Here is a 14,942-nt window from a genome sequence, read left to right as displayed (position 1 = left end):
TGTTACCGCTGTAGGTCCCAGACTGGACCATGTGTTCTGATGCTTGGCACCAAGTTGCGCCCCGTACGGCGCAAGACATTGTCGTTCAATATGTAGACCGACATTACCAACGGGATCACGATTAAAAACGGAAGGGCCGGGGTATAGTCTCCAAATGAAATGAGAGTAGCATTTTCTGCAATAAACCGTCCCAACGAAGAGTGTGGCGGTTGAATCCCCAGACCTATAAAAGAAAGAGAAAAGACCACTAGTATCGTTGCGTTAAAGATATTCCCAAGCATTGCCGCAAGAAAAACTATTTCCTGTCGCACGAATTTCCCCGCAACGCCAAACCACAAAACCGCTGAACCTGATTTCGATGCGGTATATGCGTTTTCGAGCGCCGCTCCCATGGTTTCGCTGCTGCATAAACGAAAAACACGTCCCGAAAACGGTATGGTAATTGCTATGATCAAGCTTAGGCTTGAAGGGACGTAGAACAGGGCCCCAAAGAAGAAGCCCCAGTACAGTGCAGGCAGAGTTGAGATCGCGTGCGCAAGCACGAAGATCGTTCTGTTCAACCACCCACCGAGCACTATGGCAGTGACGCCCGCGCAAAGACCAATGGTGATCGAAAGCAAGGACGTAGCCGAAGCCACCCAGACGAGGTTTCTGAGGCCATAGATCAATCTTGATAAGCTGTCGCGGCCTAGTTCATCAGTTCCCAAAAGGAACTCTTCATCCGCAGGTGAAAATGCTGTGGCGACACTAAGGGTTGGTTCAAATGGCGCCAGAATTGGAGCGAAAGCTGATACAAAAAATGCGCAAAAAACAACGACTAACCCGATAGTTGCGCCGAAACGTGTCGGGGGCTTGATATTGCTTGGATTCGGCGAAAAAGCTGCAACAGGCTTTTCAAAGAAAGAACGCATCACTCAAATCCCTCCCTATCAATACTTGGCCAGTGCCAACGCGCGCGTTGTCAAAGCCCCACGGCATGAACATCATCAAACACGCATCGGATTGGCTTGTCGATGATCATAACCGGTGGCTGTGGGCAAAGTTGAAGTAAGCCCCACAAAGCTGCCATTCGCGCGCGATGCAGCAATCAGTACAAAGGGCTCGATCCGGTCATTCGAAGGCGGGTCGGACCCGCTTCGCACCAGCAGCTACAGCGGTGGCTCGATCTCAAAAAGGGTCCCACTTCTTTTTCTACCGCCTTTACGCCGGGAATCTCCAAGCCTTTGATTTCAAAAGCCGCAGCAGGGATCTGGGAGGGCTAAGTAGAACTGGGCGGTTTGGGTCCCAGTTCCGGATGCGGAAAAGGCCCTTGAATGGTGTGTTTAGCACCCACCCAAGAGGCGCTTAAACCGTGTTTTAATGGGGTTTGGTAGGGTTCGCCACGTCCGCGGCCTTGCTCCGACCAACGCGCTCGTTTTCGCCCTGTTGGTGCTGTTTTGCCGATTTACTGCAAACTTTGCACTCGCGCGTCCCGGTGGGCCTCTTGGCGCTCGAAACCCCTTATTTCATTGGGTGATCCGCCTTCTTCCAGCCTCGTCCCGGGTCGTCCGGCATCACTGTAAACAATGGTGTAAACCTACAACTGTTGTAGCGTGACAGCGAAGTTTGCAGTGAATTACACTCTAGTTTACAGCAACGGGGGTTTTGGGAGCGCTGTCAGGCAGGAGTGACCCCCGCCGCATTTTGCAGAGAGGGTCACGTATTTCAAAGCGCTGGCTTACTTTGGAACCAAAACAGCGTTGACAACATGGATCACGCCATTCGACTGATTAACATCAGCGACGGTCACCAGTGAAGCGTTCCCGCTTTCGTCGTAGATGTAGACGTTGTCGCCGCGCACCTGTGCAGACAATGCGTCACCAGACACCGCGTTAAAATGGTAAAACCCGTCAGCGCTTGACCGGGCGGCGGCGATAATTTCGGCAGCCGACCAATCACCTGCGACGACATGTGCGGTCAGGACTTTTTGCAGCATCGCCTTGTTCTCAGGCAGCAGCAGCGTTTCGACAGTACCAGCGGGCAAGGCGGCGAACGCATCGTTGACTGGTGCGAACACAGTGAAAGGTCCTTCGCCTTGCAACGTGTCAACAAGATCTGCCGCCTGAACTGCCGCAACAAGTGTCGTGTGGATAGGAGAGTTCACCGCGTTTTCGATGATGTTGCGTTCAACAAGCATCTCCGCGCCACCAACCTTTGGATTTCCCGTATGATCATCTGCAAAGGCGGGTGTGGATGCGATCGCAAAAGTGAGCGCGAAGAGCGTAGATTTAATGGGTGTCATAGCTGTTCTCCTTGTAAATGGGCCACGCTTTTGTGCGGCTATACAAAGATCCACGAAACCAACCGCGAAACAGTTTCAATTACTCGCAAATACTGACGATTTTCCAATCGTTGAGCGCATCGTCACCGGCACAAGGTGTTCCTGTTTAGCTGTCGGCGAAGTTCAAGAGCAGATGTTCATATCAAACGCGGCGAACCTCGGCTCTCCGCCCTTCGTTACGCCTGCTGCGCTCCTTGGCCTCGGCAAGGAGGAGGGCCGAGACCTGCGCCCAGAGGGGGTCGCGGCGGAGGGCTGCGGCGAGGCCGGGGTGCGAGGTGTGACAGAGCATCGGCATTGGCTTGTCATAGAGGTTCACGCCGCGCCGCCAGAGGGCGCAGACCTCGTTGAGGGCCCTCAACCGGAGGCTGGCGCGCCGCTCCATTCGGGCAGGGGGAAAACCTTGTCGTAGGCCCAGTTAAATCCGAATGCGTAGACCATGTAGAACAGCGCAAAGGACAGATCCATCACGAAGGCCTGCCAGAGCGAGATACCGAGATACCATGCGAAGAACGGCATCAAGACGATCAAGAGGCCGGTTTCAAAGAGGACGGTGTGCAGAATGCGCAGCGAGGCCGATTTCTTGGTTGTGCCGGACAAGCGTTGCAAGGCCACATCGAACACATAGTTGTAGATCATGTTCCACAGCGTTGCGAGGGTGGCGCTCACAATGCCGACCACACCGATGTCGTGTATCGGGACGTGAAACGTGACCGCGCCAAGTGGGACGACGAGAAGCAAAGCGATGATTTCAAAACTCAAGGCGTGGCGGAGACGATCAAGCGGGGAGCGCATGGCGACCTCAAACTAGGTGCCGGGTCGTCCCGGGCTGTTGTCCAGATGTGGAGGTCGTCCTCGCTGGATAATATCGCACCTCTGCAAGGGTGTTTCAAGGAGGTCAAAGTCTTTTGGCGATTGGGAACGAGAGCCCCCTGTGCATGACCTGAGCGTCCAATGGTCCAAGCCGGATACGGAGCGGGCAATCACTGGCTCAGGAATGAGGCCATGTGTCCGGCCGCATCAAACCTGTTTCAACCATGCGCAGAACGAAAGTTCGAACCCGTAAGTAACAGCGCCCCTCACCTGGGTTTCGGGGCGCTCTGGTTTTTGCATCGAGACGGCTTCAGAGCAACAGCACCTGTGTGCCCACTGCCACCTTGGCGAACAGCTCTTCGATATGGGGGTTATAGAGACCGATACAGCCGGAAGACGATTGCCGACCGATCTTGCGGGTGTCGTGGGTGCCATGGACCAGATAGGCGGGCCAACTGAGATAGAGAGCATGGGTGCCAAGCGGATTGCCCGGACCCGGGGGCATGTAGGCGGGCAGGGAGGGATCACGCTCGCGCATGGACTGGGTTGGGGTCCAGTCGGGGCCGACCCGTTTGCGCACCACCTCGGTATAGCCCCGCCGCGTGAGTTCTTCGGTCAGCGGAACCGACGACGGGTAGAGCGCATAAGTCTCGCCATCGGGGCCCCAGTAATGCAGCGCACGGCTGTCGATATCGGCCAGAATGGCGCCTTTGCCCAGAGTATCGAAGTGATCGCGCCAATCTCGGGTGACAAAGGCGGACGCGTTGCGACGGTTCGTCACTTCGCTCAGGGGGGCAGCGCGCAGGATGCCGGGAGTTGCAAGTGCTGCAAGGCCAGCGGCAATCGCGTGGCGGCGGGTAAGTCGACTGGGGGTCACTGGGCTCGATCCTCTTTATTGTGACTATTGGCAGGAACATAGGGACAGCAGCGGGTAAAGCGAAGGGGTTGACGGGCAGAAACCCGCATCACCTCACGGAATTGTCATCAGGTGTTCTCAGGTGCTTGTGCTCTCACGTTATGCGGCACGTTTGCACCTCATGGTTGCGCGACTGGCACTGCCGTGCTTTTCTTTCACCCAAGAGCAAGTCATTTCAGCAGCCTATTTCAACGGAGGGCATAACCATGCCACAAGAACACCGGGTCGCCGTGGCGGTCATTCACGGTATGGGCAGTCAGGGCGACAAACCACAAGCCGACAACGCGGTCAGCTTTTCCCGCGATCTTTATCAGGCGTTACGCCGCCGGATGGGGGAGGCACGATTTGACAGTCTTGTGGGGTGGCGCGAGATCTTCTGGTCGGACATCCTGCAAGAGAGACAGCAGGGTTACATGGACCGTGCGCTCAAGGGCGAGGCCAATTGGATGGGGTCGCGGGATTTCGTGATGCACAGGTTGGCCGATGCAGCCTCTTATCGTTGGGAAACAGGGGATCATGCCTATGTCTACCCAGAGGTGCATTCCCGCGTCACCCGTGCCATCGCCCATTTGGAGGGGGTGACGGGCGCGCGAGCGCCCCTCATCGTGCTGGCGCATTCATTGGGCGGCCAGATCATTTCAAACCACATCTGGGATTTGCAAAAGGGCCATAGCGCCGCGCCAACCATGTTTCAGCGCTTTGAGACGATGGCCGGATTTCTCACGTTTGGGTGCAATATTCCGGTCTTTACGTTCAGTTGTAGACCCGGAGAGGTCAAGGCCATCGACCGGCCCGGTACTGCCATTCCGGCGGGAAAGTGGTTCAAGCCGTGGTGGATCAACCTCAACAGCCGCAATGACATTCTGGGCATGCCTCTGGCTGGTTCGGGGGCAGGCTACGATGTTCTGGCGGCAGATGGTCAGTTGCGCGATCGTTGGATCAGCGCGGGCAATATTCTGACCGCGTGGAATCCGCTGTCGCACAATGCCTATTGGACGGATGGCGATGTACATGGATCTGCCGTGGCGATGATTGAACAGGCAATGCAGATTGGGCCTGTGGGGTGACGCAAAAGGCCCCGGCATCTCTGCCGGGGCCTTTGATCTTGGGCGATTGGGCGCAGGATCAGTCCATTGCCTTGAAGTTGAACTCGCCACCTTCCTTGATGCCGGATGGCCAGCGGGACGTGACGGTTTTGGTCCTTGTGTAGAACTTGAACGAATCCGGGCCGTGCTGGTTGAGATCGCCAAACCCGGATTTTTTCCAGCCACCGAAGGTGTGATAGGCGAGCGGCACCGGAATGGGGACGTTGATGCCGACCATGCCGACGTTCACACGCGCTGCGAAATCGCGGGCGGCGTCGCCGTCGCGGGTAAAGATCGCGGTGCCGTTGCCATATTCATGGTCCATCGCGAGTTTGAGGGCTTCCTCATAAGAGCCCGCGCGGACGGTCGAGAGGACGGGACCAAAGATTTCCTGCGTGTAGATGTCCATATCCGGCGTCACATGGTCAAAGAGGTGCGGACCGACAAAGAAGCCATCCTCATAACCCTGCAGTTTGAAATCGCGGCCATCGACGACGAGTGTCGCCCCCTGTGCGATACCCGAGTCGATCAGTCCGAGAATGCGCTTCTTCGCCTCACCGGTGACAACGGGTCCGTAATCCACATCATTGCCAGCGGTGTACGGCCCGACCTTGAGCTTTTCGATGCGCGGCACGAGTTTCTCGATCAGGCGGTCTGCGGTTTCGTCGCCCACAGGTACGGCGACGGAGATTGCCATGCAGCGTTCACCGGCCGCGCCGTAGCCCGCACCGATCAAGGCGTCTGCGGCCTGATCCATATCGGCATCGGGCATGATGATCATATGGTTCTTGGCTCCGCCAAAGCACTGCACCCGCTTGCCGTTGGAGCAGCCACGGCCATAGATATACTGTGCAATCGGGGTCGAGCCGACAAAGCCGATGGATTGGATCACCTCATGGTCGAGGATCGCGTCCACAGCCACTTTGTCGCCGTTGACGACCTGCAAGATACCCTTGGGCAGCCCAGCCTCTTCCATCAGTTCGGCCAGCATGAGCGGCACCGAGGGGTCACGCTCGGACGGCTTGAGGATAAAGGCGTTGCCGCAGGCAAGGGCGGGCGCGAACATCCACATCGGGATCATCGCCGGAAAGTTGAACGGGGTGATCCCTGCGGTCACGCCGAGCGGTTGGCGCATGGAATAGATGTCGATGCCGGGACCGGCGCTGTCGGTGAATTCACCCTTGAGCAATTGCGGCGCGCCGACGCAATATTCGACCACTTCCAGACCACGCTGGATATCGCCCTTGGCATCTGGAAAGGTCTTGCCATGCTCGCGGCTCAGCGCCTCGGCCAGCTTGTCCATGTCGCGGTTGAGCAGGCGGACAAACTCCATCATCACGCGCGCACGGCGTTGGGGGTTGGTGGCCGCCCAAGCGGGCTGTGCGGCCATCGCGGCGCGCACGGCTTGATCCATTTCTTCGACACTGGCGAGCGGGCATTTCGCCTGCACGTCGCCGGTGGCGGGATTGAACACATCCGAAAAGCGCCCGGAGGTGCCTTTGACATGTTGACCGTTGATATAGTGGGTAAGCTCTTGCATCTGGAATCCTCCTATCCGTTGGCGGCAGGGTAGTCTTGCAAAACTCCTGCGGAAAGAGGCAATATTCCAAAAGTGATTTGCATTTCTGCAAAGGGGGCCGGTGATGCAGCCGCATTGGGACGACATCCGCATCTTTCTCGCTGTTGCACGCTCCGAGAGCCTGTCGGGGGCGGGTCGTATTCTGCGGATCGACCCGGCAACGGTGGGCCGCCGCATCGCGCGGTTGGAGGAAGAGGTGGGCGCGCCGCTCTTTGCCAAATCGCCCACGGGCTATGCGCTGAGCGAGGCAGGGCAGCGCCTCATGGGGCATGCGATGCGCGCCGAAACTGCGATGCAGGACGCCGCCGAGGAAATGGCCGGGCAGGCGGGGGGCATGAGCGGGCAAATCCGGATCGGCGCGCCGGATGGCTGTGCCAATTTCCTGTTGCCGCAGGTCTGTGCCGAGATTGGGGCGCAGAATCCCGATCTGGAGATCCAGATCGTGGCATTGCCGCGGGTTTTTAACCTGACCCGGCGCGAGGCGGATATGGTGATCGCGGTCAGCCCACCCACGGCGGGGCGCCTGACCGTGCAGAAGGTCACCGACTACCAACTGCATCTCGCGGCATCGGTCCGCTATCTACGCAGGCATCCGCCGATCACGCAGATCACCGACCTTGGGGCGCACAGGATGGTTGGCTATATCCCCGACATGATCTTTGACAAGGAACTCGATTACCTCAGCGAAGCGGGGGTGGAGCGTGTCAGCCTCGCGTCGAATTCCGTCTCGGTACAACTCAATTGGGTGCGGCAGGGGGGCGGAATAGGGGTGCTGCACGATTTTTCCCTGCCTTGGGCGCGGGGGCTGCAAAAGGTTTTGCCAGAGGTGTTTTCCCTCACCCGCAGTTTCTATCTGGTGCGGCATGCTGATGATCGGCGACTTGAGCGTCAGAACCGATTTGCCACGGCCCTGGTCGAGGGGTTGCGGCAGGAGGTGCAGAGCCTGGAGGCGCGCACTTGACAGAAATTTTATTATCAAGCACGCTGGTTTAGACAGCATTTTATTGCGGAGGGTCATGTCATGCTCGTGCAGCAAATCCTGAAATCCAAGGGCGACAGCGCGGTGATTACCATCACCCCCACCACCAAGGTATCCGAGGCGGCCCAGATCCTCGCCGAGCGTCGGATTGGCGGTCTGGTGGTATCGCGTGACGGTGAGACCGTTGATGGCATCATCTCGGAGCGTGATATCGTGCGCAGCCTTGCGGTGCGGGGCGTTGTCTGCATGACCGAAACGGTCTCGGAAATGATGACCCGCAACCCCGTTTGCTGCTCCCGTCAGGATACGTCGGATGCTGTCTTGGCGCGGATGACGGACGGCCGGTTTCGGCATATGCCGGTGGTCGAGGCGGGCAAGCTGGTGGGGATCGTAACGATCGGCGACGTGGTCAAGGCACGGCTCGAAGAACTGTCTATGGAGAAGACTGCCCTTGAAGGCATGATCATGGGCTACTAAGCGCTTGCATTCCCTTGCATATTATTGTTGCGTGAGCCGCGATTGCAGCAATGGAGGGCCGCATGCGCATAGGTCTCTATCCCGGCACGTTCGACCCTATTACCTTGGGCCATATCGACATCATTCGCCGGGCCGCCGTTCTGGTGGATCGGCTGGTTTTGGGCGTGGCGATCAATCGTGACAAAGGGCCGCTTTTCTCTTTGGAAGAGCGGGTTGAAATGATCGAGACCGAATGCGCCAAGCTGAGCGCGCAGACCGGCACCGAGATCGTGGCGCATCCCTTCGAGAACCTGTTGATCAATTGCGCGCATGACGTGGGCGCGCAGGTGATCGTGCGCGGCCTGCGGGCGGTCGCGGATTTCGAATATGAATTCCAGATGGTCGGCATGAACCGGGCGCTGGATAATTCGGTCGAGACCGTGTTTCTCATGGCCGATGCCAATCATCAGGCGATTGCCAGCAAACTGGTCAAGGAAATCGCCCGGCTGGGCGGGGATGTGACCAAGTTCGTCACCCCCCCGGTGCGCGCGGCGCTGCTGGCCAAGTTTTCCTGACGCCAGATTTCGCCTGAGGTCTGTCAGGTATGTTCCATCACCCGCGTGTGGCGCGATGCAGGGCCGCGCCCTGTCTCCACGTGACGGCCCATTTCGGCGGCCACATCGAGCATGCGGTTGGAAAAGCCCCATTCGTTGTCATACCAGCTGAGCACGCGGCAGAGCCGCCCCTCCATGACCCGCGTCTGATCGGTGGCAAAGATCGAGCTGTGCGGATCGTGGTTGAAGTCTGAGGACACCAGCGGACGGGTGGTGACATCGAGCACGCCCGAGAGCGCCCCAGCGGCCGCTAGGGTCACGGCGGCGTTGATCTCGTCCACACTGGTGTCGCGCGCGGCCTCAAAGGTGAGGTCGACGACGCTGACATTGGGGGTAGGCACGCGGATGGCGGTGCCATCGAGTCGCCCGGCCAGGCCGGGCAGCACCAGACCCACGGCGCGGGCGGCGCCGGTGGTGGTGGGGATGATGTTCAGCCCCGCCGCGCGGGCGCGGTAGAGATCCTTGTGCATGGTGTCGAGCGTTGGCTGATCGCCGGTGTAGCTATGGATGGTCGTCATAAAGCCGCGCGTGATGCCGATGCTCTCATGCAGCACCTTGGCCAAGGGCGCGAGGCAATTGGTGGTGCAGGAGGCGTTCGAGACGATCACATCGGCGGCGGTCAGGTCCGTGTGATTGACGCCGTAGACCACCGTGCGGTCGGCACCCGTCGAGGGGGCAGAGACCAGCACGCGCCGCGCGCCGTTCCTGAGGTGGCGGGCAGCGGCGTCGCGGTCGGTGAAGATGCCGGTGCATTCGAGCACGATATCGACATCCGCCCACAGCAGCGCTTCGGGGTCGCGCAGGGCGGTCACGCGCATCGGCCCGCGACCGGCGTCGATGCTGTCGGCGGTTGTGGTGATCTGGCCCCGGAAGCGGCCATGCACGCTATCGAATTCCAGCAGGTGGGCGTTGGTCTCGACCGGGGCGAGGTCGTTGATCGCCACGATTTCGATGTCGTGACGGTCCGAGTCGAGCAAAGCGCGCAGCACGTTGCGACCGATCCGGCCAAATCCGTTGATGGCGAGTTTCAAGGGCATGGCATCCTCCGAGAGATATGTTAGCGCTAACAATTGAAAGCGAACATAAACGAATTTCGAAACGAGTCAATGCCGGGGGACTCACAGAGCGGTTATCGCCAGAAGGCGAGGTATTCGATCAGATCAATCAGCTTGCGTCCGAGAAACAGGGTGGATTGAGCGTCGTTCAGCATGACATCGGCCCCGAGCGCGACAAGGATGATGCCCCCAAGGCCAATCGCGAGTGTGTTGGTCATGCCGCGCGCTTTCGCTTAGTCCGTCCGCTCGGGTATGCCGCAGAGGCACCGGCCACGCAAGCCGGATCAGCCAAAGAAAAACCCCCGGCGCTCGGGGCATCGGGGGTTTTGCAGGGCGCGTGAGGGGTTATTGCAACCGTCCCATCGCAACCGCGACATCGGCCATGCGGCAGGAAAAGCCCCATTCATTGTCATACCACGCCAGCACACGCACCAGCCGGTTGCCGATCACCTTGGTCTGATCGGGGGCAAAGATCGAGCTTTCCTCGGTGTGATTGAAGTCGATGCTAACCTTGGGTTCGGGATCATAGGACAGGATGCCCTTCATCGCGCCGGCGGCGGCCTCGGCCACCACGGCGTTGACATCGGCCTTGGTCACGTCGCGTTTGGCCACAAAGGTCAGATCCACCGCCGAGACATTGGGCGTGGGCACGCGGATCGCAGAGCCATCGAGTTTGCCCGCGAGTTCCGGCAGCACCTCGCCAAGCGCCTTGGCCGCCCCGGTCGAGGTCGGGATCATCGACATGGCGGCGGCGCGGGCGCGATAAAGGTCATTGTGACGGCGGTCCAGCGTCGGCTGGTCGCCGGTATAGGCATGGATCGTGGTCATGATGCCGCTCTCGATGCCGATGGCGTCATTCAGCACCTTGGCCAGCGGAGCCAGACAATTGGTGGTGCAGGACCCGTTCGAGATCATCCGCTCAGAGGCCAAGAGCGCCTCATGGTTCACGCCATAGACCACGGTGCGATCCACGTTCTTGGCCGGGGCCGAGATCAGCACCTTGCGCGCGCCGCGCTCTAGGTGGGTGCGCGATTTCGCGCCGTCGTTGAAATTGCCAGTGCATTCGAGCACCACATCGACCCCGTCCCAATCCAATTCGGTCATATCATAGGTCGAGAACATCTGGATCGGCCCGCGTCCCAGATCCATCGTGCGCCCCTCGACCGTGATCGGATGCGAAAAGCGGCCATGCACGCTGTCGTAGCGCATGAGATGCGCTGCGGTCTCGATCGGGCCGGTGGCATTCACCTTAACCACCTGAATATCATTGCGCAGACTCTCGGAAATATGGGCGAGGGTGGCGCGACCGATACGGCCGAAACCGTTGATGCCTACGGTGATGGTCATGGGCGACTCCTGATAGCTGACTTGGCGTCCATATAGACGCGGCAGAGGATGCCGGAAAGCGGTAAAAGTCGTTTTCCAGTTGGAATACAGGATGTTAGCGTTAACCATTGGCCGGTTGCTGCCGTTTTCCCGGTGGTTGCGCTAACGCAAATTGTCCGGTTTGCCGGGGGAGTCCGGCGATGTCCGAGCGGAATACAAAGGGGCACCCGAGGGCACCCCTTTGATTTGATCGGGCCTGAGACTTACAGGAACGTGAAATCGTCCAAAGTGAGTTGCGCGGCCGTGATGCCCTCGACAAGGATCGTGTTGCCGTTCACGCTCATCTGTGCGCCGCCCTCTACATCGACGATATTCATCGCCGCGACGAAACCCGCCAGACCATTGCCACCGTTGGTGATATTGGTCTCGCCCGTGTCCGGGTCAACGCGACGGATCAGGAAGCTGTCGATCCCGTCCTCGAAATCGGTGATCACATCGGCCTCGCCGTCGAAGAAGGACGAGAACACGAATTGATCGGCCTCGGTGCCGCCGGTGATCACATCATTACCAGCGCCTGCGTTGATCGTGTCATTGTCCGCGCCGCCGTCGATCACGTCATCACGCCCGCCGCCCGCAAGGAAATCATTGCCGTCGCCGCCAAGGATGCTGTCATCGCCTTCGCCACCGCCAACCCGGTCATCGCCAGCACCGGCGTCAATCGTATCGCGCCCAGTGCCGCCGCCGATGTCGTCAGCCCCATCGCCCGCGTCGATGCTGTCATTGCCAAAGCTGCCGGACATGTTGTCGTTGCCCTCGCCGCCTTCGAGCGTGTCGTCACCCGCGCCGCCCGCAACCACGTCATTGCCCGCGCCGCCGGACACGGAGTCGGCACCAAATCCGCCGCCAATTGTGTCATCGCCCTCGTTGCCATCGAGCGTGTCATTCCCAACTCCGCCGCCGATATTGTCATTGCCGGTTCCGCCAAAGGCCAGATCATTCCCATCCGAGGCGGCGATTGAATCATTGCCGCCACCGCCCTCAAAACTGTCGTTGCCAAGCCCACCGCCCAGAAAATCATTCCCTTCGGAGCCGATCAATGTGTCGTTGTCAGCTGTTCCGGTGAACACCGCGTCAACCTCTTCGGCCACCAGAAACACGCCCGGACGCCCGACGATTTCCTCGATCAGATCGCTGACCAGAACGGTTTGATCCAGAAATTCGACCTGCTCGATGTTGACCAGATCATCCACGCCGTCATTGGGCGAGGCGATGCGCAAGCCGGTCTCGGTCAGAGTGAACTGAAACTCGTTCCGCGAGCCAACGTTATATGTGGCCGTATCGAAACCTTCGCCGCCGTCCAGCAGGTCATCGCCCTCGCCGCCGTTCAGCACGTCATTGCCGCCGCGGCCCTCGATGGTATCCTGCCCGTCGTCGCCGGTGAGAAAGTCGGGGCCATTCGTGCCGATGATCAATTCATCAGCAGAAAGCTCTGACACCGATGCATTCGCAAAGTCGTTGAGCGAGATGGGCTGATTTGGAGCAAAGGCTCCCTGGGTCACGGGGTTGCCTCCGACGATGGAGGACACAAATTGCCGGAAAGACGCAAGATCAGTGGGGTGCGGCACATTTGAGGTGCCAAGCTGGAAGAAGTAATTGTCATTCGTCGCAAAATTGAAGAACGACAACATCACGACCGGGCCAGATGTGGTCGTCGCCAAACCCAAGGTTGGGACATCGATCACAGTATTATTTGAGGTCAGGTCAAGGCCGTCAAGCCGCGCAATCTGAAAGCTCCCCAGATTGGTGATGAAGACATTTGGAACGTTTCCGGCTATTGCGGGTTCCGCGAAGCTATACGAGAATTGATCGCCCGGCACGGATACTTCCAGCGACACAGTCCTGAAATTGCCTGCGATGACGGAAAGTGTGCCGTCCGGGAGCAGGAAGATGTCATCAATACGCGCCGCAAAGCCGTTAATCGTAAAAAGATTCATCAACTCACCCACACGTTGCTACACCTGTCTTCGCTATCTCGAAGCGGTGCGATGATCAAGTCGGGAAATGCTTATTCGCCTTTGGTTACAGGGTCTTGTGACATAAGGGCGCCCCATGGGGCGCCCTTATGCGTCTTGCCAATCGTTGAGTGCCGTTCAGAGGAACGTGAAATCATCCAGCGTGAGTTGCGCGGCCGTGATGCCCTCGACAAGGATCGTGTTGCCGTTCACGCTCATCTGTGCGCCGCCCTCTACATCGACGATATTCATCGCCGCGACGAAACCCGCCAGACCATTGCCACCGTTGGTGATATTGGTCTCGCCCGTGTCCGGGTCAACGCGACGGATCAGGAAGCTGTCGATCCCATCCTCGAAATCGGTGATCACATCGGCCTCGCCGTCGAAGAAGGACGAGAACACGAATTGATCGGCCTCGGTGCCGCCGGTGATCACATCATTACCAGCGCCTGCGTTGATCGTGTCATTGTCCGCGCCGCCGTCGATCACGTCATCACGCCCGCCGCCCGCAAGGAAATCATTGCCGTCGCCGCCAAGGATGCTGTCATCGCCTTCGCCACCGCCAACGCTGTCATTGCCAGCGCCTGCGTCGATCGTGTCCTGTCCCGTGCCGCCGCCGATAGCATCGTCGCCATCACCACCCGAGATGAGGTCATTTCCGAAACTTCCGGACATCGAGTCGTTACCATCTCCGCCGTCCAGCGTGTCATTGTCCGCGCCGCCTGCAACCACGTCATTGCCAGCCCCGCCGCTGATGCTATCCGCGCCAAAGCCGCCCCCGATGATGTCATCGCCGTCACCGCCATCAATCGTGTCAGTGCCCAGACCGCCGCCGATATTGTCAGCGCCCAGACCGCCATTGATCACGTCATTGCCATCCGATCCAGAGATCGAGTCATTACCGTTGCCGCCTTCGATTGAATCATTGTCGATACCGCCTGCCAACACGTCATTTCCATCGATACCGAACAGGGTGTCGTCGCCTGCACCGCCGCTTAAGGTGTCGTCCAGCGGTGTGCCAAAGATCAGATCATTTCCGTCAGTGCCGGGTTCCAGAACCACTTGCGCTGCATTTGAAACGACGCTCTCGTCTGTTCCGAGAAGGTCGGTGTAGGACACGCGCACAGTCAGTGACGTGCCGATATCCTCGGGCACCACAACATAGCTGACATCAACCGCTCCGACGATCGGTATCCCGTTGCGCAGCCATTGATAAGAGAATTCCCCGATCCCATCCGCGTCTGACAACCCCGAAGGGTCCACTGTCAGGGTATTCCCGGCGAAGGCCTCTCCTTCTATGGTAACCGTCCCCTGAGGTGGAACGTTCTCGGCTACATCCCGGATGAAAATCTCGAACGATTTTGACGTGGACGAATCCTCAAAGGCGATGCCATTGAACGATACGTTCAGAAAGAGGCTTTCTTGCCCCTCGTCGAGATCATCGAGAACAGCAGCCATTGAAAATGACTCGATAGTCACGTCCTCTGGAGGATTGATGCTGAAGAATATTGCTTCGCTGTTGCCGGTCCCCACGAAATCGCTTGTATCAGCAGTGCCCCCGACTGTTGAAAACGAGTACGTATAACTCGCGGATACAAAAGTGGCATCATTGAAAACGATTTGAAAGTCCAGGGTCTGACCTTCAAAAACTGTAAATCCATCTGGAGATTCAAGCGAAGCAAATGCCATTTTTCTCACCCGCGTTAAGATTCGATTGTTCACACCACTCGTGTGGGTGGGCTCATCCGCCTACACTACCCTCGTTCCTGATGGTATTGAACCCTTGTGTT

14 protein-coding genes and 1 pseudogene are annotated in these 14,942 nt (G+C 58.6%); 4 read left to right on the top strand and 11 right to left on the bottom strand.

Annotated elements, in window-relative coordinates; genetic code table 11:
- Positions 1 to 2: 2 nt before the first annotated feature.
- The 5 genes from VR71_RS13100 to VR71_RS13080 all read right to left on the bottom strand — a co-directional run bounded on the left by VR71_RS13100 (position 3) and on the right by VR71_RS13080 (position 4,007).
- Positions 3 to 911 (bottom strand): hypothetical protein, encoded by a 909-nt coding sequence (locus tag VR71_RS13100; RefSeq protein ID WP_296430402.1) that lies wholly within the window; start codon positions 909 to 911, stop codon positions 3 to 5.
- Between the two features lie 806 nt (positions 912 to 1,717).
- Positions 1,718 to 2,281, bottom strand: a complete 564-nt coding sequence (locus VR71_RS13095; protein ID WP_045684615.1) for a fasciclin domain-containing protein — start codon at positions 2,279 to 2,281, stop codon at positions 1,718 to 1,720.
- 181 nt (positions 2,282 to 2,462) lie between these two features.
- On the bottom strand, positions 2,463 to 2,636 hold the full coding sequence (locus VR71_RS13090) for a hypothetical protein (protein ID WP_296430400.1): 174 nt from the start codon (positions 2,634 to 2,636) through the stop codon (positions 2,463 to 2,465).
- A 38-nt stretch (positions 2,637 to 2,674) separates the two neighbouring features.
- Positions 2,675 to 3,112 (bottom strand): PACE efflux transporter, encoded by a 438-nt coding sequence (locus tag VR71_RS13085; protein WP_045684611.1) that lies wholly within the window; start codon positions 3,110 to 3,112, stop codon positions 2,675 to 2,677.
- Between the two features lie 328 nt (positions 3,113 to 3,440).
- The gene (locus VR71_RS13080) at positions 3,441 to 4,007 is read right to left on the bottom strand and encodes a L,D-transpeptidase (protein WP_045684609.1); all 567 of its coding nucleotides are present in this window, start codon (positions 4,005 to 4,007) and stop codon (positions 3,441 to 3,443) included.
- 245 nt (positions 4,008 to 4,252) lie between these two features.
- Here VR71_RS13080 and VR71_RS13075 point away from each other — a divergent pair, with 245 nt between their 5' ends.
- Positions 4,253 to 5,113 (top strand): hypothetical protein, encoded by an 861-nt coding sequence (locus VR71_RS13075; protein ID WP_045684607.1) that lies wholly within the window; start codon positions 4,253 to 4,255, stop codon positions 5,111 to 5,113.
- 58 nt (positions 5,114 to 5,171) lie between these two features.
- On the opposite strand, the gene VR71_RS13070 is transcribed toward VR71_RS13075, so the two are convergent.
- Complete coding sequence (locus VR71_RS13070; RefSeq protein ID WP_045684605.1) at positions 5,172 to 6,671, bottom strand: CoA-acylating methylmalonate-semialdehyde dehydrogenase; 1,500 nt, start codon at positions 6,669 to 6,671, stop codon at positions 5,172 to 5,174.
- Positions 6,672 to 6,774: 103 nt separating this feature from the next.
- On the opposite strand from VR71_RS13070, the gene VR71_RS13065 reads away from it, so the two are divergent.
- From VR71_RS13065 to coaD, 3 genes are all read left to right on the top strand, one after another.
- A complete protein-coding gene (locus VR71_RS13065) occupies positions 6,775 to 7,671 on the top strand; it encodes a LysR family transcriptional regulator (protein ID WP_045684603.1) in 897 nt (298 codons plus the stop codon).
- Between the two features lie 60 nt (positions 7,672 to 7,731).
- Entirely contained in the window at positions 7,732 to 8,166 is a 435-nt protein-coding gene (locus VR71_RS13060; protein ID WP_009819432.1) for a CBS domain-containing protein, read from the top strand.
- 62 nt (positions 8,167 to 8,228) lie between these two features.
- Complete coding sequence (gene coaD, locus VR71_RS13055; protein ID WP_040651749.1) at positions 8,229 to 8,720, top strand: pantetheine-phosphate adenylyltransferase; 492 nt, start codon at positions 8,229 to 8,231, stop codon at positions 8,718 to 8,720.
- Positions 8,721 to 8,743: 23 nt separating this feature from the next.
- On the opposite strand, the gene gap (VR71_RS13050) is transcribed toward coaD, so the two are convergent.
- From gap (VR71_RS13050) to VR71_RS13030, 5 genes and pseudogenes are all read right to left on the bottom strand, one after another.
- Positions 8,744 to 9,796 carry a type I glyceraldehyde-3-phosphate dehydrogenase gene (gene gap, locus VR71_RS13050; protein ID WP_045684599.1) on the bottom strand — a complete coding sequence of 351 codons (1,053 nt, stop codon included), beginning with the start codon at positions 9,794 to 9,796 and terminating at the stop codon, positions 8,744 to 8,746.
- Between the two features lie 92 nt (positions 9,797 to 9,888).
- Positions 9,889 to 10,032: a hypothetical protein gene (locus tag VR71_RS13045; RefSeq protein WP_009819429.1), complete on the bottom strand. Its 144-nt coding sequence runs from the start codon at positions 10,030 to 10,032 to the stop codon at positions 9,889 to 9,891.
- A 127-nt stretch (positions 10,033 to 10,159) separates the two neighbouring features.
- Positions 10,160 to 11,161, bottom strand: a complete 1,002-nt coding sequence (gap, locus tag VR71_RS13040) for a type I glyceraldehyde-3-phosphate dehydrogenase (protein WP_045684594.1) — start codon at positions 11,159 to 11,161, stop codon at positions 10,160 to 10,162.
- A gap of 242 nt (positions 11,162 to 11,403) precedes the next feature.
- Positions 11,404 to 13,134 (bottom strand): calcium-binding protein, encoded by a 1,731-nt coding sequence (locus VR71_RS13035; protein WP_045684591.1) that lies wholly within the window; start codon positions 13,132 to 13,134, stop codon positions 11,404 to 11,406.
- Between the two features lie 156 nt (positions 13,135 to 13,290).
- Positions 13,291 to 14,199, bottom strand: a pseudogene (locus VR71_RS13030) (calcium-binding protein); the annotation flags it as partial.
- Positions 14,200 to 14,942: the final 743 nt, after the last annotated feature.

The organism is Roseovarius sp. BRH_c41, assembly GCF_000961715.1.
Classification (GTDB): Bacteria; Pseudomonadota; Alphaproteobacteria; order Rhodobacterales; family Rhodobacteraceae; genus Roseovarius.
Note: the sequence above shows the minus strand (reverse complement) of the source record. Positions and strands in the feature narration are given on the sequence as shown.

Coding starts and splice junctions, on each gene's coding strand:
- gap (WP_045684599.1), bottom strand. CDS start 9,796: ATGCCCTTGAAACTCGCCATCAACGGATTTGGCCGGATCGGTCGCAAC.
- VR71_RS13065 (WP_045684603.1), top strand. CDS start 6,775: ATGCAGCCGCATTGGGACGACATCCGCATCTTTCTCGCTGTTGCACGC.
- VR71_RS13045 (WP_009819429.1), bottom strand. CDS start 10,032: ATGACCAACACACTCGCGATTGGCCTTGGGGGCATCATCCTTGTCGCG.
- VR71_RS13035 (WP_045684591.1), bottom strand. CDS start 13,134: ATGAATCTTTTTACGATTAACGGCTTTGCGGCGCGTATTGATGACATC.
- gap (WP_045684594.1), bottom strand. CDS start 11,161: ATGACCATCACCGTAGGCATCAACGGTTTCGGCCGTATCGGTCGCGCC.
- VR71_RS13075 (WP_045684607.1), top strand. CDS start 4,253: ATGCCACAAGAACACCGGGTCGCCGTGGCGGTCATTCACGGTATGGGC.
- VR71_RS13100 (WP_296430402.1), bottom strand. CDS start 911: ATGCGTTCTTTCTTTGAAAAGCCTGTTGCAGCTTTTTCGCCGAATCCA.
- VR71_RS13060 (WP_009819432.1), top strand. CDS start 7,732: ATGCTCGTGCAGCAAATCCTGAAATCCAAGGGCGACAGCGCGGTGATT.
- VR71_RS13085 (WP_045684611.1), bottom strand. CDS start 3,112: ATGCGCTCCCCGCTTGATCGTCTCCGCCACGCCTTGAGTTTTGAAATC.
- coaD (WP_040651749.1), top strand. CDS start 8,229: ATGCGCATAGGTCTCTATCCCGGCACGTTCGACCCTATTACCTTGGGC.
- VR71_RS13070 (WP_045684605.1), bottom strand. CDS start 6,671: ATGCAAGAGCTTACCCACTATATCAACGGTCAACATGTCAAAGGCACC.
- VR71_RS13095 (WP_045684615.1), bottom strand. CDS start 2,281: ATGACACCCATTAAATCTACGCTCTTCGCGCTCACTTTTGCGATCGCA.